The 18,917-nt window shown below is 45.6% G+C and carries 14 protein-coding genes and 3 tRNA genes; 9 read left to right on the top strand and 8 right to left on the bottom strand.

Annotation, left to right across the window (positions count from 1 at the left end; all coding sequences use genetic code 11):
• Positions 1 to 22: 22 nt before the first annotated feature.
• Positions 23 to 865, bottom strand: a complete 843-nt coding sequence (gene rsmI / locus FTU44_RS10955) for a 16S rRNA (cytidine(1402)-2'-O)-methyltransferase (RefSeq protein WP_180050702.1) — start codon at positions 863 to 865, stop codon at positions 23 to 25.
• Between the two features lie 10 nt (positions 866 to 875).
• On the opposite strand from rsmI, the gene FTU44_RS10950 reads away from it, so the two are divergent.
• From FTU44_RS10950 to FTU44_RS10935, 4 genes are all read left to right on the top strand, one after another.
• Positions 876 to 1,835, top strand: coding sequence for a penicillin-binding protein activator (locus FTU44_RS10950; RefSeq protein WP_180050700.1), 960 nt, complete (start codon positions 876 to 878; stop codon positions 1,833 to 1,835).
• A gap of 15 nt (positions 1,836 to 1,850) precedes the next feature.
• A complete protein-coding gene (locus FTU44_RS10945) occupies positions 1,851 to 2,264 on the top strand; it encodes a YraN family protein (protein WP_005096365.1) in 414 nt (137 codons plus the stop codon).
• Positions 2,265 to 2,397: 133 nt separating this feature from the next.
• The gene (locus tag FTU44_RS10940; protein WP_005096366.1) at positions 2,398 to 3,084 is read left to right on the top strand and encodes a BON domain-containing protein; all 687 of its coding nucleotides are present in this window, start codon (positions 2,398 to 2,400) and stop codon (positions 3,082 to 3,084) included.
• Positions 3,074 to 3,961: an alpha/beta hydrolase gene (locus tag FTU44_RS10935; protein ID WP_180050698.1), complete on the top strand. Its 888-nt coding sequence runs from the start codon at positions 3,074 to 3,076 to the stop codon at positions 3,959 to 3,961. Before FTU44_RS10940 ends, FTU44_RS10935 begins: the two co-directional genes overlap by 11 nt.
• A 103-nt stretch (positions 3,962 to 4,064) precedes the next feature.
• Here FTU44_RS10935 and nudC read toward each other — a convergent pair whose 3' ends face one another.
• The 3 genes from nudC to dnaQ form a co-directional block, all read right to left on the bottom strand.
• Positions 4,065 to 4,841 carry an NAD(+) diphosphatase gene (nudC, locus tag FTU44_RS10930; protein ID WP_100357231.1) on the bottom strand — a complete coding sequence of 259 codons (777 nt, stop codon included), beginning with the start codon at positions 4,839 to 4,841 and terminating at the stop codon, positions 4,065 to 4,067.
• Complete coding sequence (locus FTU44_RS10925) at positions 4,841 to 6,484, bottom strand: hypothetical protein (protein WP_005096371.1); 1,644 nt, start codon at positions 6,482 to 6,484, stop codon at positions 4,841 to 4,843. The genes nudC and FTU44_RS10925 overlap by 1 nt, the downstream gene beginning before the upstream one ends.
• Positions 6,485 to 6,610: 126 nt before the next feature.
• A complete protein-coding gene (dnaQ, locus tag FTU44_RS10920) occupies positions 6,611 to 7,987 on the bottom strand; it encodes a DNA polymerase III subunit epsilon (RefSeq protein ID WP_180050696.1) in 1,377 nt (458 codons plus the stop codon).
• Between the two features lie 208 nt (positions 7,988 to 8,195).
• Here dnaQ and FTU44_RS10915 point away from each other — a divergent pair, with 208 nt between their 5' ends.
• The 5 genes from FTU44_RS10915 (at position 8,196) to FTU44_RS10895 (ending at position 16,727) form a co-directional block, all read left to right on the top strand.
• Positions 8,196 to 11,429, top strand: coding sequence for a LysM peptidoglycan-binding domain-containing protein (locus tag FTU44_RS10915; protein ID WP_180050694.1), 3,234 nt, complete (start codon positions 8,196 to 8,198; stop codon positions 11,427 to 11,429).
• Positions 11,430 to 11,469: 40 nt separating this feature from the next.
• Entirely contained in the window at positions 11,470 to 13,272 is a 1,803-nt protein-coding gene (locus FTU44_RS10910; protein ID WP_180050691.1) for an extracellular solute-binding protein, read from the top strand.
• A 24-nt stretch (positions 13,273 to 13,296) separates the two neighbouring features.
• On the top strand, positions 13,297 to 14,343 hold the full coding sequence (locus tag FTU44_RS10905; protein WP_180050688.1) for an ABC transporter permease subunit: 1,047 nt from the start codon (positions 13,297 to 13,299) through the stop codon (positions 14,341 to 14,343).
• Positions 14,343 to 15,353, top strand: a complete 1,011-nt coding sequence (locus FTU44_RS10900) for an ABC transporter permease (protein WP_180050686.1) — start codon at positions 14,343 to 14,345, stop codon at positions 15,351 to 15,353. Before FTU44_RS10905 ends, FTU44_RS10900 begins: the two co-directional genes overlap by 1 nt.
• A gap of 129 nt (positions 15,354 to 15,482) precedes the next feature.
• Positions 15,483 to 16,727: an NADH:flavin oxidoreductase/NADH oxidase family protein gene (locus FTU44_RS10895; RefSeq protein ID WP_005171838.1), complete on the top strand. Its 1,245-nt coding sequence runs from the start codon at positions 15,483 to 15,485 to the stop codon at positions 16,725 to 16,727.
• Between the two features lie 63 nt (positions 16,728 to 16,790).
• Here FTU44_RS10895 and FTU44_RS10890 read toward each other — a convergent pair whose 3' ends face one another.
• The 4 genes from FTU44_RS10890 to FTU44_RS10875 all read right to left on the bottom strand — a co-directional run bounded on the left by FTU44_RS10890 (position 16,791) and on the right by FTU44_RS10875 (position 18,803).
• Positions 16,791 to 18,212 (bottom strand): iron-containing redox enzyme family protein, encoded by a 1,422-nt coding sequence (locus FTU44_RS10890; protein WP_180050683.1) that lies wholly within the window; start codon positions 18,210 to 18,212, stop codon positions 16,791 to 16,793.
• A 293-nt stretch (positions 18,213 to 18,505) separates the two neighbouring features.
• A tRNA-Glu gene (locus FTU44_RS10885) sits at positions 18,506 to 18,581 on the bottom strand.
• A 46-nt stretch (positions 18,582 to 18,627) separates the two neighbouring features.
• Positions 18,628 to 18,703 (bottom strand) — tRNA-Glu (locus FTU44_RS10880).
• Between the two features lie 24 nt (positions 18,704 to 18,727).
• Positions 18,728 to 18,803: transfer RNA gene (locus FTU44_RS10875), tRNA-Glu, on the bottom strand.
• Between the last annotated feature and the right edge of the window lie 114 nt (positions 18,804 to 18,917).

Raw genomic sequence — 18,917 nt, 5'->3', positions numbered from 1 at the left:
AAGGTGATAGATAGCTAGAATATTAATCGTTGGCTGATGTCAGTTCTAAAGCACGTTGATAAGCCACTTTCTTTTTGATACCGGTTAAATCTGCTGCCAGTTGTGAAGCTGCTTTGACTGACAGATCCTGTAATAAGCGATTCAATAATTTATCCAGCTTTTCCTGATCCAGATCTTTTTCTCCAGTTGCTCCGCCAATCACCAGAACAATTTCGCCTTTTTGCTGATTATGATCATTAGCAATGAATTCGACCAGTTCACCTAAAGTCATTTTCTTGATGGTTTCAAAAGTCTTGGTAATTTCACGCGCGAAGCCAACAGGACGGTCTGCTCCAAATATGCTCGCCATATCTTTAACGCATTCCAGAATCCGGTGCGGTGCTTCATAGAAAATCAGGGTCTGGGTTTCATCTTTGAGTTTTTCCAGATTCAGCAGGCGCTGACTTTGTCTGGATGGCAGAAAGCCTTCAAAACTGAAACGGTCACTTGGCAAGCCGACCGCACTTAAGGCCGCAATCGCAGCACAAGCACCGGGCACAGGAATAACACGGATATTATGCGCTTGAGCAGCCCGAACAAATTTAAAACCAGGATCGCTAATCAGGGGCGTGCCAGCATCACTGATCAGGGCCATATCTTCGCCGTTCAGTAGACGCTGGATCAGCTGCTCAATTTTGTTGCTTTCATTATGTTCATGACATGCAGTCAAAGGTGTTTGAATATTAAAGTGTTTAAGCAACTGTGCCGAAGTTCGTGTATCCTCAGCAGCAATCAGACTCACCGACTTCAACACCTGAATTGCACGATAACTAATATCATCTAAGTGCCCGATTGGAGTCGCAACAACAAATAACTGAGCACTCATAGGTTTCTCCATGTGGAATAAATTGAATAATAAAAAATGGAAGATTAACAATAAAATATTAGGCTTGTGTTTAGTCAGCTGCATCAGCAGCGTTCAAGCAGAAGTGTTGATCATTCTACCCGAATCCGGGCCTTTGGCGCGAGCTGCATCGAGTATCAAACAGGGTTTTCTCAGTGCCTATACCGCTTCAGGACACAAGATTCCGCTGAAATGGGTCAATGCCAATCAGAAAAATATCTCCCAGCTACTTAAACAGCATGTCAATAAAAAGACCAGAATGGTGGTGGGGCCATTGGCACGTAGCGACGTGGAACAACTGCTGAACAGCAGACCCAAAGTACGTACCCTCAGCCTGAATGAAGTGGCTGATGTCTCTCCCAATGTCTGGCAGTTCAGTCTATCCAAGAAAGATGATGCCGCTGCCTTAAAAGCACTTTTATTCAAAGACGGGATTCGGCAACTGCTGATTTTACGCCAGCCGGGCAGTGAAGCGGAGCATGAACTGTTGTTGATGTCCTTGCTGAGCCAGAGTGATCTGAAATTTAAAATCGTAGATAAACCACCACGATTTTTAATGCCCAAGCAGGGATTATTGTTTCTGGGCAATGCAGAATGGATGGCTGTCATGCCTGAATTAAATCGTTCACGGATGTATACCGTAGCCAATGCCATGAGCGAACAGCACAAGCTGCCACAAGGGATCAAGTTTTGTGATGTTCCAGTGCTTTACTTAGCGGATTGGCCGGATGTGCTGCAAGCTTATGCCAAGGAACCGGTTAATCTGTCTTATCAGCGCCTGATTGCTTTTGGCGGCGATGCCTGGCACATCACCCAGCAGTATTTATCTCAGCCGCGGCTGCAAACGATTGAATTTCAGGGCAGAACCGGCCGGATTCAGATCACTGAACACGGTGTCCAGCGTACTCCGCAATGTTTTCAGTACAGTGGCACAGGTGTAAAGCTGCTCTAACAGGGAAAGAGAATAATGCGACAGCAATTAGGTACATGGGCAGAACAGCAAGCCGCCCAACTGATGCAGCAGCAGGGATTTCAATTGCTTACAGCCAATTATCACAGCCGTTATGGTGAACTGGATCTGATTCTGGTACGTGAACAGGAGCTGATCTTTGTTGAAGTCAAAGCTCGTGCACACACCGGATATGCGCAAGCGATCGAGTCGGTGTCGAAAGCAAAACAGGGCAAGATGCTCAAGACGGCAATGTGCTTTATTCAGAAAAATCCACAATTTGCACACTATTACTATCGTTTTGACGTGATTTGTTTTGATTTTAAACAGCAATTTGCAAAAACCCTACAGCATGACTTTTCGCAATACCCTTATGATCTGGAATGGATTGAAAATGCTTTTACTTTTGATCAAGAGTTTATTAATCTGTGAATAAAATAAGGTCTAAAGATGCTTATATTTGCCTCAAGATCATTGTAAAGTTCAAGCAGAGTTGCCATGATCTGAGCTTAAAGACAGATTATTAGATTGAAAAAGACGTAATAAAATGAAGGAGTCTTGCTGAGTGGTTAAGCGTATTGCAATAACAATGCTGTGTGTCGCAAGTTTATCAGGTTGTGCCAGTTTTATTTCTAGCGGCACAGGTACGGCTCCTGTAGGAACTGAGAGTGGGGCGCGTACCTTGGGGCAGGTGTTTATTGATTCCTCGATTGTCCGTACTGCAAAAATTAATCTTTATAAACTAGATTCGCGCTTCAAACAGGCCCGGGTCAATATTGAAAGTTTTCATGGCAATGTCTTGCTGACCGGTCAGGTGCCCGATGCACATCTCAAGCAGCTGGCAGAAGACAATGTCAAATCCATGAGCGATGTCAAAGCGGTACATAATTTTATTACTGTAGGCAACCAGATCAGCTATAGCACCATCATGCAGGATACTGCGGTCACAGCTAATACCCGTGGCCTGATCATGAAAGCCACTGTGGTTGCGGACAGTAAAGTACATGTGCATACTGAAGATGGCGTGCTGTATGTGATGGGACGTTTGAACAGCGCAGAAATTGCTGACCTGAATCAGGTATTGCAGCAAGTGGGCAATGTCACCAAAATTGTGACCCTGATTGATAATGTTGAACAGTCTTCAAATCTGAGCAGTCAGAACTTTGCAGCACCTGCTTATGCACAGCCCGGTATCGAACAGACGCCGGTTGCGATAGATCCTGATACGGTTGAACCAACCGATGCTCCATAAGGTCGGTCATTTTAAAAACCAATTGTCGAATCAGATTCTGGAAGTCCAGCAACGCTATAAAGCATTTAGACTCTATGATTTTGGCAGTTATGCGTTGAATCGTTTAACGCCTAAACAGGGTTACACGATCGAAACTCAGCTGGCTTATGGTCTAAAATCACGGCAACGCTTTGATCTGTTCCGTAGCCAGCAGCCTTTGCCCCATCGCCCCCTGATTGTTTTTGTACATGGCGGCGCGTGGTTGCATGGGGATAAAAAGGATTATCAGTTCATTGGTGAGGCCTTTGCCAAAGAAGGCTATGATGTGGTGGTGATGAATTATCATCTGGCACCACAACATATTTTCCCAGCCTATATTCATGATCTGCATTTATTATTGAACCACTTGCAGCAGTCTGCCGGCCGGTTAGATATCTGTGCTGAAAACCTGGTTTTGATGGGACATTCGGCTGGGGCATTCAATGTCATGTCTGCACTGTATCATCCGCAATCTGCCAGCATTGACCACAGTCTAATCCGTGCGATTATTGGTCTGGCGGGGCCTTATCATTTTGATTATAAAAATGATCCGATTTGTGCTGATGCTTTTGATCAGATGGTGCCATATCAGCAGGTCATGCCTTATTATTTTGTTAAAAATAGCCCAACCCGACATTATCTGTTTATTGCCGAAAAGGACAACATCGTTGGCCATTTTAATAGTCAGGATCTAGATCGGGTATTGCGAGAAAAGGGCAATCATAGCCATTTGATTCATATTCCGAAACTTGGCCATATTACAATCGTAGGTTCATTATCTAGTTTGTTCAGTCGCTATTTCCAGACCAAAGCGCAGGTGCTTTGGGCACTCGAGGATGCATTTAGATCTCGAGACTGATAGCGGGATTTAACCCAGTAGTAAGGCATAAAAAAGAATCCAGGAGATTATCTCCCTTGGATTCTTTTTTTATTGGTTCAGCCAAACTTGAGCTCAATAAGAGCTAGAGCCAGGTCTTGGTATCGTCTGCGACAGCCGTACCTTGAGTCACATGCATAATCATGGCATGGGCAATACTGCCCTTGAACGGAATTTCAGGCAGCTGATCGAATTTAAAGAATCGCGCATCGCTAATTTCTTCTTGCTGTAATTCGATTTCACCCGCGGCATATTCAGCCTTGAAGGCAATCATCAGATTGCTTGGAAACGGCCAGGGCTGGCTAGCCAGATACTGAATATTCTTGAGCTCTAAACCGACTTCTTCCAGCGTTTCACGACGTACTGCCTCTTCCAGCGTTTCGCCAACTTCAACAAAACCGGCAATCAGGCCATACATCTGGCTTTTGGTATTACGCGCGTTTTTGGCCAGCAAAATTTCGTCTTCACCCCGGGTAATGACAGTAATGACACAAGGCTGAACCCGTGGATACTGACGATAATTGCAGGATGGACAGAGCATCGCATGTTCAAGCGGATGTGCTTCGGTGGCCGTACCGCAATGACTACAAAATTTGTGATTCCGGCGCCATTCTAAAAGCTGTACCGCACGGCTGGCCTGTTCGAATTGCTGGGTATTCCAGAACTGTAATAACTGGCGGATGGGTACCAGTTGCAAACCTGTAGGAATCGGCTCATCGGGAAGCAGGTCACGGGCAATCACTTGATCACCCGTGTGGAGTAACAAATCACTTGCGAGGGCTTCAACCTGTGGAAGCTGAAAATGTTGATCGACCAGCAGTTGCTGCTGCTGAAAAATATAAGCAAGTGATAATTTGGACATTAGGCAACTATTTTGAGTTTTTCACTACTGTCCAATGCTACCTTAAACATAGCCTGTAAAACAGGCTGTTTGTTCTTTAAGTTATCAATCATCATGTCAGCACTCGCCAGCGTATCCAGAGCACGATGAATCTCTTCCGGCGTTAATGCCATTGATAGATCAATACGGTTCTTGATGAATGCTGCAGTGGTGGTGAATGCAGTACGAACATGTTCTGCATTCAGGAACAGCATCGCCCCGCCAATTTCACAGAATTGTACTGGCACAGGTTCGAGTGCAGCCAAGTCCTGATCTTGCAGATAGTTGCTCAGAATCTGGCTGGAAAGCTCGATCAGGGCCTTGGTTTCAGTGAGTAAAGCAGCATGTGCTTCATCCAGGCGGTCCAGAGAAATATTCATGTTGTTGACACGCAGCTGCAAACGGCTCGAGGTGTGATGACGTTCCAGTACCCCAATCGAGTTCATGGCAGACAGAATCACATTCATCAACTGCTGGGCAAAACCCGGATCTTTCAGGATTTCAGTCTGGCTCAGTGAAGTAGCTTGACGGTTCAGGTCATGATAGGCTTCATTCAGGTTCAATACCTTGAAGATGTTGGCCAGATTATTGAGCTGTGCCTGCAATTCCTGAGTTTTTTCAGGACTCATGTTCTGATAGTTAAACTCGATGTCATTACGAATCTGCGCCATTTCTGTGGTCACCAGTTCGCTAATGGTATGCATGGTTTCAAAGTCTGGACCATACAGGTGGCGACTAAAGACCTGTAACTGCATATCGGTCAGCAGGTCTTCACCAATATTGAGCTGACTGCGGATATGTTGTGCAGTATCATCTTCCTGGCTAATACACAGACTCAGGACATTGGCCAGGTCTGCAAGTGAAGCCTTGAAGCTGTCCGGCGAGCCAAAATATTGTGCCATGTTGCGCTCGATACTCACCAGAGTGCGCAGACGTGGCTCATTAATCAGCAAGTGATCAATATTGCTGAATGCAACGAAAACCAGATTCCAGTACTGTTTGCTGGTGTGCGATTGAGCGAGCCCAGCCAGATAAGCCCCCACCAGTTTAATCGCCTGCAGATCCAGTTCACTTTCTTCCTGCTTGAGCAGCTTGTTCAGGGACAGCTTGTACAGGCGCTGAACATATTTGGATTTTTCCAGACCGGGTGCTTGTGGTAACTGAAAGTCAGGCGTGATCAGATCGAGCAGGGATTCAATATGCTGACCTTCACTGGTGAGCGGTTTACCCAGCGCAATTTCCAGACGGTTCAGGGTGTCGAGCAGGAACTGTGGAATTTTTACTTCACGCAGGCAGATAAATTCGATATAGCGTTTCAGCATGGTGGTGCCTTCACTCAGGGCAATGACGTCCTGCGTATTGACCTGTGCCGGGTTCCCCATAATCTTGCGCATCAGTTCTGCTGAATAATGAGCGACTTTTGCCAGGCTGGACATGTCGATGAGTGCCAGAACTTGGGCACATTGTTCGAACTGATTTAATGCATCATCAATGCCAAAAGGTAAAGTCTGATCTTCTACCAAGGTGCTTACTGCTGATTCGACTAACTTGATCGAGTTATCAACCTCATTTTTTATTATCAGTAAGGCTGTTGGATCAAAATGTATAGAGGTTTGGTAAGACATGGATCTGCACCTTTCCTGAAGTATTATCTATATATGAGCCCCGCTTAAAGCTGCGGAACCTCTTTGTATTTACTATAACTGAAGAACTGTAGTTTTTAACCTAAAGCATGCTCGGAAATGTAGATTTTATTTCGAGAAAAGGCAAGCAGTTCCATGTTTTTCTTCGAATTGTTTGATCCATTTCTCATGTTCCTGCAATTCTTGTTCTGAGGGGAGAATCACCGGCAGTTCAATTTCAACTCTGGCCATGCCTGAACGGTTGTTCTGATCGTCAGAATGAGACAAAGCATCGATATCAAAAGACACCTGTCCACCGGTCATCGCCAGATAAACATCAGACAGGATTTCCGCATCGAGCAAGGCACCGTGGAACGTACGGTCACGCTTTGGAATCTCGTAGCGGCGTACTAAGGCATCCAGCGAGTTTTTCTGCCCCGGATGCTTGGACTTGGCCATTGCCAGGGTATCGGTTACTTCACAAACTTCGGACAGGGCTTTAAAACCTGCCCGTTTGAATTCCATATCCAGGAAGTTCATATCAAAGCTGGCGTTATGCGCGATAATTTCTGCACCGTGCAAATAGTCAAACAATACTTGAGAGATTTCCTCAAATAACGGTTTGTCTTGCAGGAACTCATCGGTAATGCCGTGGACATTGACCGAGTCGCCGACCGGTGTTTTCGGATTGATATAGATATGAATCGAGCTGCCGGTCAGTTTGCGGTTGATCATTTCCAGCGCGCCAACTTCGATAATCCGGTCACCATCCTGATAATAAAAACCGGTGGTTTCGGTATCCAGAATCAATTGTCGCGGGCCATGCAATTGTAAGGTTGCGGGGGTAATCACAATCTGGGGATGTAGTTGCGAGCTATTGGCAACGGTTGCATCCACCTCTTGAAGCGCTGGATCACTTTGCTCGGGGTCGGCAACTTCATTCAATTCAATGATTTCTTCTTCCTGCATATCGTTCAGCTCTTCTTCGCTCTCGGCCAGATCCAGACCAAAAGGATCATCTAGCAGCCAGTCGGGTTCAGATTTTTTTTTATCTTCAGATATTGAAGGGCTTTGCTTGGATTTTTTCAGGGTTTCATCGGCGCCCTGATTGGCCAGCTGATCAGCCATTTCATTGCCGGCATGCCCGGCGTGACCCTTGATCCAGTGCCATTCAATCTCTCGTCCCTGACAGACTGCATCCAGTTTTTGCCACAGGTCAGGGTTTTTGACGTCTTTCCAGTTTTTCTTTTTCCAGCCGTGAATCCATTCGGTAATGCCTTGTTTGACATAATTGGAATCGGTATAGATCACCAGCTTATCCTGTTTGTCACAGAATAGAATGCCTTCGATGGCAGCTGTCAATTCCATGCGGTTATTGGTGGTATGGTCTTCACCGCCACAGATTTTGTGTTCTTGCTGGCCATTAATAATGTACGCACCCCAACCGCCTAAACCCGGGTTGCCGCGACAAGCGCCATCAACATAAAGTGTGATAGTGTGTGACATAAATTAAAATCCGATCAAAAGAGAACACGCTGGAAGGCTTATTGTATAGCGCAAATGCAGTCGATCAATCTCTATGTCCCGGATTTTTTAATTTCTTGTAACATTTAACGTGAAATCACGGTAAATTATTGCCTTGTGTCTGCAACATGCTTCACTACAATGGCAGATCTAAAAAATAAATTTATATACGAGTTGTTTGGATTTCTTTATGTATAAACCAACCGCAATCTTGTGGCAGCCGACATTACCAACATTTTTAAAATTTTCTGTACTGGGAACTGCACTTGCTTCTCTGGGATTGACGGGCTGTTCATCTACGCAAAGTACATCCCAAACAGCAGCAAGCAAGCAAGTTGGATCGCAATATCTGGATGCAAGCGGTCTGGATGGACTGGAAGATCTGCTTTCTGCAACCGATATGCGTGCAGTCGAAGGCGACCGTTTACTGGTTCTGAAACATGGTGATGTCTGGAAGCGCATGACTGTGGGCTTTAAGATGGATTTAAGTGTGTGGAATCCGCGGATTGATGCGCAGCGCGGCTGGTTTATTTCACGTCAGCCTTATCTGGACCGTTTAAGTGCGCGTGCCTCACGTTATTTATATTACACGGTAAAAGAAGCAGAACGCCGTGGTATGCCGACCGAGCTGGCGCTATTACCGATTATTGAAAGTTCCTATGACCCGGCAGCGACCAGTAGTGCAGCAGCGGCAGGTTTATGGCAGTTTATTCCAAGCACAGGCCGTATTTATGGTTTAAAACAGACCCCTTTATACGACGGTCGTCGTGATGTGGTGGAATCGACTCGTGCAGCCTATGAGTTTTTAGGCAGTTTATATAACCAGTTTGGTTCTTGGGAGCTGGCGCTGGCGTCTTATAATGCCGGCCCGGGACGTATTCAGCAGGCGATTAACCGCAATAAAGCAGCAGGTCTGCCGACCGACTATTGGTCACTCAAATTGCCACAAGAAACCATGAGCTATGTGCCACGTTTCCTGGCAGTTGCACAAATTATTAAAACTCCAGGTCAGTATGGGGTGAGCCTGCCACCAATTGCCAACCGTCCGCATTTCCGTGAAGTGCCTGTAGGCGTGGCCAATTTAAATGAAATTGCAGCCATCACCGGTTTGAGCCGTGCGGAGCTGTATCAATTGAACCCGGGGCATCGTGGTGATCATATTGACCCTACCAGTCCGCGTCGTATTTTGATTCCTGCTGACCTCAGTCCTTCAGTCGATGAAAAGCTGAAAAAACTATCTGGTTCCGGCGGATTATCTGCGAGTAGTGCCAGCAACCTGCCGAAAAGCACCACCACAGTGGTGCCGACCAAAGCTGCGCCTCCCGTATTAAATGCGAAAGCGACTACGCCGGCAAAACAGACTCCACCCGTTCTTGCCAGTACTCGACCTGCAACGACTGCACCTGTGGTGACAACGGCAAATACAGTGGCACAGACCACGAAAAAGATTTCAACGCCTAGAGGCTCATCTGCCTTGGCCAGTTTTGCTGCCCAAAGTGATTTGCCGATTCCAAGTGCGCCACGTATTCCGGTCGCAGTGACACCGGCAGCGCCAGCGAAACAGATTCAGGTCGAACCACCGATTTCTGCAGCCGAGCGTCAGCAAGTTCAGCAGGTCGTCACCGCGCAGGAAACTAACAAAACTGTGGATGAAGTTCTGCAGCCTGTTGCAACACCGGCAGAACAGGCTCAGGTAGTTGAAGAGCTGAAAGCATTGGCGCCGGCAGGCACAGAAATTGTCGATCCTTATGATGGTAAAATCAAGCTGACGGCTATTCAAACCAGCCTGTCTGTGGCTGAGCAGCAAGGCAAGGAACTTACCAAAGGCTTCTCTTATCCGAAAGAAGTTGCTGACAATACCACAGCGACTTCGGTTGAAGCCCAGTTGAACCAGGGTAAAAATTATGTCAAGACTGATTCTGAAGTGGTGGTGGTCGCGCCTAAGGGCAAGCGTAGTACCTATAAGGTTTTACCGGGGGATAATCTGGCACTGATTGCAGCAAAAAATGGGGTGAACTGGCGTGATGTAGCGAAATGGAACCAGATCGATCCAAACTCTACGCTATATGTAGGCACCACGATTTATTTGTATGATGCCAAGCCGGTGCAGGAACAAACCAAAGCCAAAGAAAAGCCGGAATCTTATGTGGTTCAGGCCAATGATTCTCTAACCAGTGTGGCAAGCCAGTTTGGTTTAAGTCTCAAACAGCTGGCTGATTTTAATGGTTTAAGTACCAACAGTGGTTTATTTGTCGGTCAGAAGCTGTCGCTGAAAGAAACGGCTGCATCTAAAGCCAAAGTAGAAGATGCTAAAAAAGCTGAAGCTGCCAAAGTTCAAACCAAATCCTATACAGTCAAGCGCGGTGAATATCTGAAACTGATTGCCGATCGTTATGGACTGTCAAATGCTGAACTGGCGTCATTCACCTCAGGTTTAACTGCGGGTAGCAGTTTGATGGTGGGACAGAAAATCAATGTGCCACTTCAGGAAGTTGAAGCACTGACCGCATCGACCCAAAAGACTGAACAGACATTTGAAAATGTTAAAGTTGATCAGACAGCAACTGAAAATTATCAGGTCAAACGCGGTGAAACCCTGTATAGCATTGCCAGTCAAAGCAAGCTCAGTGTGTCTGAGCTGGCAGCTTTAAATGGTTTTGCGGCCAATAGTGGTTTACGTATAGGCCAGACCATCAAGATTCCGGCCGGCAGTCAGGTGCCTGAAACTTATACAGTTCAATCGGGCGATACCTTGACCGGCATTGCAGCAAAATACAATCTGTCGATGGATCAGGTGGCGAGTCTGAATGCTATTTCTCGTCATGCCGGCCTGCGCGTCGGTCAGCGTTTAAAGCTGACGGGTGAGGCAGCTGAACCCGTGCGTGAGTCTGTGGCGGAAACGGTGTCGAAACATATGAAATCCGATTCGCATGTGGTGAAATCGGGTGAAACCTTAAGTTCTATTGCGCGTCAGTATCATCTTCAGGTCAAGTATCTGGCCGATTTAAATGGCCTGAATGCCAATGGCAACGTCCGTATTGGTCAGCGTTTAAAAATTGTGGGTGATGTTCCGACGGATAAAAAAGCAGAAGATGTGAAAGTGGCAGCTACGCCTGTGGCTTCTAGAGCAACTGAATCTTATACCGTCAAGTCAGGCGAATCCCTGAATGCGATTGCCAGCCGTTTAGGAATTACGGTCACCGAACTGGCCGAGTTAAATAATCTCAGTCCACGTGCCGGATTGCGTGTCAGTCAAACCATCCAGATTCCAAAACTGGTGACTGATTATAAAGTCAAACGCGGCGATACCTTGATCGGTCTGGCCTCACGTTACGGCATGAACAGCAATCAACTGGCGGAAATGAATGATCTCAAACCGAATACACAATTACGTATTGGTGATGTGATTAAAGTGCCAAACTAATTCATTCATCGTGAGATTTTTTAGTTTATTTGTTTTAAGCATGGTTGTCCCGCTGGTAATGAATACCAGTTGGGCAGCCCTGATCACCACGCCTTATATTGCGCTACATAGCCCACCGAAATATAGCCATCTGCAATCCTTACCTTATGCCAATCCGCAAGCCCCCAAAGGTGGTGCACTGATTCTGGCGGCCGATGGCAGCTTTGATAATTTAAATAGCATGAATGGCAAAGGCAATGTCACTGAAGGGATCAACTATATTTTTGACAGTTTGCTGTCGAAATCACTGGATGAGCCCGGGGTGTATTATCCCTTGCTGGCGGAAAAAGTCAGTTTTGACCCCAAGAAAACCGCCTTTATCATTTTCCATTTAAATCCGAAAGCGCGCTTTAGCAATGGTCAGCCCTTAACTGCGGAAGATGTCAAATATAGCTTTGAGCTTTATCAGACCCAGTCCAATTTTGGCTTGCAAATGTATCTGGCAGATATACATCAGCTGGAAGTGCTGTCACCTTTAAAAATCAAAATGCATTTTAAATCCGGGCATAATCCGGAAATGGCCATGATTGTCGCGCAGATGCCCATTTATTCTAAACGGCAATGGCAAGGGCGTGATTTTAAAGACCTGACGCTGAAACCGATTCTGGGTTCAGGGCCCTATGTGATTGAACGCATAGATCCCGGCCGCAGTATTTCGTATCAGCGCAATCCTCAATACTGGGGAAAAGATCTATTGGTGAATCGCGGTCGTTATAATTTTGACCGGATCCAGTATCGTTATTATCGTAGTCCGGAAATCAAGTTCGAAGCCTTTAAATCGGGCCAATTTACTTTGCATGAGGAAAAACAGGTCAATCGCTGGATCAGGGATTATCAATTTCCTGCGGTTCGGCAAGGACAAGTCAAACGTTATCGTTTTCGGCATCAAAATCCGGTCCCGACCCAGAGTCTGGTCTTTAATACCCGGCGTCAGCCCTTTGCCGATATTCGCTTCCGTCAGGCCTTAAGTTTCGCTTACGATTTTGAATGGCTGAATAAAGCCATGTTCTATGGTGAATATCAACGTCTGAACAGCTTTTTTTCCAATAGCGAGCTGGCTTCTCGTGGGCGGCCGAGTGCCCAAGAGCTGCAAATTTTAAAGCCTCATTTGCAGAAGCTTCATCCGGTTCAGCGTCAGGCTGTACTTCAGGACTGGCAATATCCTCAATCCGATGCATCAGGGTTTAACCGGCAGAATTTATTAAAAGCCCGTCAATTGCTGTTAAAGGCTGGTTATCGTTATCAACAGGGGCAGTTGGTCAATGCTTCCGGTCAAGCGGTCAAGATTGAATTTTTACTGCATCAGATGGAACAGCAGCGTCATCTGATGCCTTATTTGCGTCATTTAAAACGTTTGGGGATTCAGGCGAATATTCGTATGGTCGAAACCGCACAGTATTATGAACGGCTAAGAAATTACCAGTTTGATATGATTGTCGACAGCATGCCACAGTCCCTGACACCGGGGCAGGAACAAAAACAGTTCTGGAGCAGTCAGGCTGCCAAGCAGGTCGGTAACTATAATTATGCCGGTATTCAGAATCCTGCTATTGATGCGGTGATTAAGCAAGTAATTCAGGCGCAGAACCGGGAGCAGGTGATTGAGAGTACCCGAGCTTTAGACCGGTTGCTGCGGGCAGGTTATTATCATATTCCGACTTATGGTACGGGTGAATACTGGTATGCTTACTGGAACATGTATCAGCAGCCCAAGCTTAAACCTAAGCTCTCCGCGGGCATTGACTACTGGTGGGTCGATGCAGCAAAGGCTCAACATGTGGCCAATTATTTCAAACAGCATTAAGCTCCAAGCCTATCAGGGAGTGCCATGAGCACTTATATACTCAAGCGTCTGTTGCTGATGATTCCAACCTTGCTGATCATTTTGCTGATTAACTTTATGGTGATCCAGCTGGCACCGGGTGGGCCGGTGGAACAAGCGATTTATCAGGCACAACAGGTCAATGGCTTGACACATACCGGATTACAGTATCAGGGGCAGCAAGGCCTCACCCCTGAGATGATCGAGCAGATCAATATTCAATACGGTTTTGATCAGCCTGCCCATATCCGCTTTTGGGACATGCTAAGGCGCTATGCCCAGTTTGATCTGGGCACTAGTTTTTTTAAAGACAAGGCTGTGACTGAGCTGATCTGGGAAAAACTACCGGTATCGCTGTCTTTAGGTCTGTGGAGTACCTTAATCATCTATCTGGTGTCTATCCCTTTAGGCATCGGCAAAGCCAAAAAACATGGCAGTGTTTTTGATCAGATCACCTCTTTAATGCTGGCGGTGAGCTATGCCATTCCAGCCTTTATTTTTGCGATTTTACTGATTGTATTTTTTGCCGGTGGATCTTTTCTGCAATGGTTTCCCTTACAGGGACTCAGCTCTGAAAATTTTGCCGAACTCTCATTTTTCGGGAAAATTCAGGATTATTTCTGGCATATGGCATTGCCATTGTTGGCCATGGTGCTGGGTGGATTTGCCAGTTTGACTTATCTGGTGAAATTTTCTTTTGTGGAAGAGCTGAGTAAGCAATATGTTCTGGCTGCGCGGGCCAAAGGTTTAAATGAAAATGCAGTGCTATATCGGCATGTGTTTCGAAATGCGATGTTAGTGTTGATCGCAGGTTTGCCAGAAGTATTAATTGGGGTGTTTTTCGTCGGCAACCTGTTTATTGAGATTATATTTAATCTCGATGGTTTAGGTGTTTTGGGTTTTGAGGCGATCATCCAGCGCGACTATCCGGTGATTTTCGGTACTCTGTTTATCTTTACTTTGCTTGGTCTGATATTGCGATTATTAAGCGATTTGCTGTATCAACTGATCGACCCACGGATTCATTTCAGTTCACGTCGGGGATCCTCCTAATGTCGTCCTTGATACAATTAGGCTGGCAACGCTTTAAGCAGCACAAGCTGGGATTTGGCTGTTTTATTATGTTTGGCCTTATTTTTATCATGTCCTTGGGCGCAGAACTGATTGCCAATGATAAGCCCTTGCTGGTGAAATATGATCATGCAGTGTATTTGCCTATCTTAAAATCTTATCCGGAAACCGTTTTTGGTGGGGTATTTGAAACCGAAGCCGAGTATAAAGATCCTGCCGTTCAACAGTTGATTGCAGAAAAAGGCTGGGCGATCTGGCCAATTATTCCATTTTCATATCAAAGCCCGAATCTGGAACTGGCTGTTCCGGTGCCTTCGCCACCAAGTGCACAAAACTGGCTCGGAACAGATGATCAGGGTCGTGATGTGTTGGCGCGGATTCTGTATGGCTTGAGGGTTTCACTCTTATTTGGTTTTGCACTGACTTTATTGTCGGCGGCGATTGGAGTTTTGCTGGGGGCTGTGCAGGGCTATTATGGCGGCTGGATCGACCTGATCGGGCAACGCCTGCTTGAAGTCTGGAGCAGTTTGCCGATGCTATTTATGGTCATGGTGCTGGTCAGTCTGTTTAGTCCCAATATTTACTGGCTATTTCTGATCATGCTGTTGTTTGGCTGGACCACTCTGGTGGGCATGGTACGGGCTGAATTTCTGCGTGCACGCAATCTGGAATACGTCTGGGCGGCACGAAGTATGGGTGCAGTAGATGGGCGAATCATGTTCAGGCATATATTGCCGAATGTCATCGGTTCAAGTCTGTCACAACTTCCCTTTATGCTGACTGCCAATATTACCGCACTGACGGCTCTGGATTTTTTAGGCTATGGGCTACCACCGGAAACAGCCTCTTTAGGAGAGCTGTTGCTGCAAGCCAAAAATAATTTAAATGCGCCGTGGCTGGCTTTATCAGCTTTCTTTAGTCTGGCCATTGTGCTGAGTTTGCTGATGTATATTGGCGAAGCAGTGCGTGATGCTTTTGATCCAAGACAATAAATCACGAAACTTTTTAATCATCGTAAAAATAAGCAGATGAAAATTGTGTAAATTTGACAAGTTGAATTGTCAATTATCCTGACTTGCGTTATAAACGAGTACAAAATAAAAGTAATATCAGGACAGATCATGACCCAATTGGCCGATTCCATTCAAATTCGTCATACCAATTTCAAAAACCGTATTATTAAAGGCGCTATGAGTGAGGCGCTGGCCAATGATGCCGGCCAGCCCAATCAGGCACATTTCAAGTTGTATGAAGCCTGGGCCAAAGGTGGACTGGGCTGTGCCATTACTGGCAATGTCATGGTGGACTTTCGTGCCAAAAATGAGCCGGGCGTGGTGGTGGTAGAAACCGAGCGTGATCTGGAGCAGCTTAAAGTCTGGGCGGAAGTGGGCAAGCAGCAGGGTATGGTACAACTGGTGCAGTTATCACATCCGGGTCGTCAGTGTCCCAAAGGCTTAAATAAAGAAACAGTTGCGCCGTCGGCCGTACCTTTTAGTCCGGCATTGGCCGTCAGCTTCGGCACACCACGTGCGCTGACTGAAACTGAAATTCTGGAGATTATCCAGCGTTTTGCCACTTCAGCGCAAATTTGTGAAAAGGCCGGTTTTGAAGGCGTCCAGTTGCATGGTGCGCATGGTTATCTGATTAGCCAGTTTCTGTCACCGCTGACCAATAAGCGTCAGGATCAATGGGGTGGCAGTATTGAAAACCGTACCCGTTTTCTGCTGGAAACCTATCAGGCTGTCCGTGCTGCAAGCTCAGAAAATTTCATTATTTCAGTCAAATTGAATTCTGCTGACTTTCAGCGCGGTGGTATAAGTGAAGAAGATGTGATCTATGTCTTTAAGGCGATGGATGCAGCCGGGATTGATATCATTGAAGTATCCGGCGGTAGTTATGAAGCGCCTGCCATGGCTGGTGTAAAAGAAGACAAACGCAAAGCTTCAACCATTGCCCGTGAAGCCTATTTCCTCGATTTTGCCGAAAAGATCCGTCAGGAAGTCAATTGCCATATCATGGTGACTGGTGGCTTTAGAACCGTCGACGGCATGAATGCTGCACTCGACAGTGGTGCATGTGATTTTGTTGGCATCGCCCGACCTTTTGCGGTAGAGCCGGATCTGGGTGATCGTTTGATTGCAGGGCAAGATGTACGTTATGCGGTTGAGAAAATTAAAACCGGTATTCCGCTGGTTGACAAAATGGCGATTATGGAAATTATCTGGTATGCCGCGCAGTTTAAGGAAATTGCCAAAGGTAAACAGCCGAATCCAAAACTGTCACCGTTAAAAGTCTTTTTGAACTACCTTAAAGGCAATGTTAAAGCCGTAATTAAAGGGCAGTTGAATTCGCGTAAATCGGCTTAAATTTATCATCTAAGTATAAAAAACCGGGCAATTAGAATGCCCGGTTTTTTATTCATCACATAGTTAAGAATAATGCATCGCCTGGGTCTGGAAAGGAAATAATAACTGTCCCAGTTGAAGGGTTGCCCATAAACCCACTTCAGTATGATGCATATGCGGTGAAGTATAGGGAATCAGCAAGTCAATTTTCTGTTCCGCACCTTCACAGCGCATAAAGCGATTTTTTAACTGATTTAAACGCTGTTGATCCATACGGCTTAAAGCAGGTTCAACTTTCGCCTGAGACGGCGCTGCGCTACGTGAAGACAGCCGAGTTGCTAAAGTTGCCCCCTGAATCCAGTCTTTAATGATCTGTTTTTCAGTCGCATTAAACACACCAAACATTTTACCTTCAGGATGATCAATCATTTTCCAGAAACGGCTCTGTTCAACAGGAGCATCTTTAATAATCCAGCCTTTCTCAATCAGCACGTTCAGGAACTTGAAAATTTGTACCGGATCTGATAACCAGTCATTGATAGTCTTGCCACTAAACTGACATTTCTGATTATGAATATATTGGCCAATCAGTGCTTTATTCTGGAATACTTTTAAGGCCATGCGCTCAATATCTAGCTCTCTTACAATCTGGGAAGAACTTTTACCGATGTCATTGAGCAGATAGCCTTGCTTGATCAAATCAAGATAGGTCTCTGGATCTTCCGCATTCTCATAATGCTGGATAAAGGCTTGCAGGGATTTTTGTGCATGGCCATTGTGGGCATTATCAATCGTAATATGCACATTGAAATAATGGGGATCAATCCCGAGTTCAGCCAATTCGTAATTGGTAATGAGCAGATGCAGCGGCAACTGTTCATAGCCGAGATTAAAACCAATCACCAGAGGCAAGTATTTGGCCGGCGCATAAGCCAGTGCTAACTGTACCGCGGCCTGCTCATAATAACTGGCATCCAGTTGTTCGGCATAACTGTTCAGCTCATAGTGACTTAACAGGTGCTGATACATGGTGACATGATTGGCACGTGGATGTCCCAGACCCAGTTCTTCCAGATAGATATAGATCAAATCTTTCAGCTCGGGTTGATTGCAGTTATGTACGGTGGAATATAACCAGGAACCATCGACCAGTTTAACCGGTGCAACCTTGGATAGAAATTCGAAAGCATGTGAAACCGTTGGGAAATACTCCCGGGCCTGATGCTGTTTACGCCGTCCCAGATAAGCCTGAAACTTGGCACAAATTTGATGATGTTGTTCTAGAAGATGCTGTTCAACCTGTGCAGGCTGATCTAACCATCCGAGAGTATTAATCTTTAAATTTTTAATCAGATCACTCAAATAAGATTCGGCTTGTTCGGTTTTGGCATACATCGAAATTTCAGTATCTTGAAAAAAGTCGACCCAATCCTTAAAGCTTTTAAATTGATAATTATGATTATTATTTGGCGATAAAGGCAAACTTAACTCTGTGCTGACGAACATAATCTGATCCTTGCAGATATCTCTTCAGTTACCTTAACGTGCGACTTGACGTCTAGATGTTGAATTTTTGTTCTAATTTATTGGTGTATTGCTTTAAATGAAAATGAACGGATATTTATATGAATAGAAATGTTAAAAGAATGCAAATTGTAAAATATGAATTACATGGCAGCCTATGTAACGAAGAGCATATTTTAATGAGTGGTAAAAAATTATATTTAAATATTCAGAATGCAAAAAATCCCAAGTCGCAATGCCCGGGCTTTTTTGTTGAGATGTTGCCATCTCGAATATGGCGTCCCTACGGGGATTCGAACCCCGGTTACCGCCGTGAAAGGGCGATGTCCTAGGCCTCTAGACGATAGGGACAGTACAGAAGATAAATTTTAAAACCTTTACTTTTAGCTTGAAGTAATGGCGTCCCTACGGGGATTCGAACCCCGGTTACCGCCGTGAAAGGGCGATGTCCTAGGCCTCTAGACGATAGGGACTTAATAAAATGTACTTCTGAAAATTGGCGTCCCTACGGGGATTCGAACCCCGGTTACCGCCGTGAAAGGGCGATGTCCTAGGCCTCTAGACGATAGGGACGTTTCAGAGGTGGGCGTATAATAGGGTGAAAATAGGGGGGTGTCAAACGCATTTCTATAAAAATTTTTATTTTCTGAATTGAGTGCATAAATTTAAAACAATATTGTTGAAATA

It is taken from the genome of Acinetobacter sp. YH12105 (assembly GCF_013419095.1).
Lineage (GTDB): Bacteria > Pseudomonadota > Gammaproteobacteria > Pseudomonadales > Moraxellaceae > Acinetobacter > Acinetobacter pseudolwoffii.
Note: the sequence above shows the minus strand (reverse complement) of the source record. Positions and strands in the feature narration are given on the sequence as shown.

What these genes read in the sequence shown, in the direction of transcription:
- rsmI (WP_180050702.1), bottom strand. Translation starts at nt 865, where the DNA reads ATGAGTGCTCAGTTATTTGTTGTTGCGACTCCAATCGGGCACTTAGAT.
- FTU44_RS10950 (WP_180050700.1), top strand. Translation starts at nt 876, where the DNA reads ATGTGGAATAAATTGAATAATAAAAAATGGAAGATTAACAATAAAATA.
- FTU44_RS10945 (WP_005096365.1), top strand. Translation starts at nt 1,851, where the DNA reads ATGCGACAGCAATTAGGTACATGGGCAGAACAGCAAGCCGCCCAACTG.
- FTU44_RS10935 (WP_180050698.1), top strand. Translation starts at nt 3,074, where the DNA reads ATGCTCCATAAGGTCGGTCATTTTAAAAACCAATTGTCGAATCAGATT.
- nudC (WP_100357231.1), bottom strand. Translation starts at nt 4,841, where the DNA reads ATGTCCAAATTATCACTTGCTTATATTTTTCAGCAGCAGCAACTGCTG.
- FTU44_RS10925 (WP_005096371.1), bottom strand. Translation starts at nt 6,484, where the DNA reads ATGTCTTACCAAACCTCTATACATTTTGATCCAACAGCCTTACTGATA.
- dnaQ (WP_180050696.1), bottom strand. Translation starts at nt 7,987, where the DNA reads ATGTCACACACTATCACACTTTATGTTGATGGCGCTTGTCGCGGCAAC.
- FTU44_RS10915 (WP_180050694.1), top strand. Translation starts at nt 8,196, where the DNA reads ATGTATAAACCAACCGCAATCTTGTGGCAGCCGACATTACCAACATTT.
- FTU44_RS10910 (WP_180050691.1), top strand. Translation starts at nt 11,470, where the DNA reads ATGGTTGTCCCGCTGGTAATGAATACCAGTTGGGCAGCCCTGATCACC.
- FTU44_RS10905 (WP_180050688.1), top strand. Translation starts at nt 13,297, where the DNA reads ATGAGCACTTATATACTCAAGCGTCTGTTGCTGATGATTCCAACCTTG.
- FTU44_RS10900 (WP_180050686.1), top strand. Translation starts at nt 14,343, where the DNA reads ATGTCGTCCTTGATACAATTAGGCTGGCAACGCTTTAAGCAGCACAAG.
- FTU44_RS10895 (WP_005171838.1), top strand. Translation starts at nt 15,483, where the DNA reads ATGACCCAATTGGCCGATTCCATTCAAATTCGTCATACCAATTTCAAA.
- FTU44_RS10890 (WP_180050683.1), bottom strand. Translation starts at nt 18,212, where the DNA reads ATGTTCGTCAGCACAGAGTTAAGTTTGCCTTTATCGCCAAATAATAAT.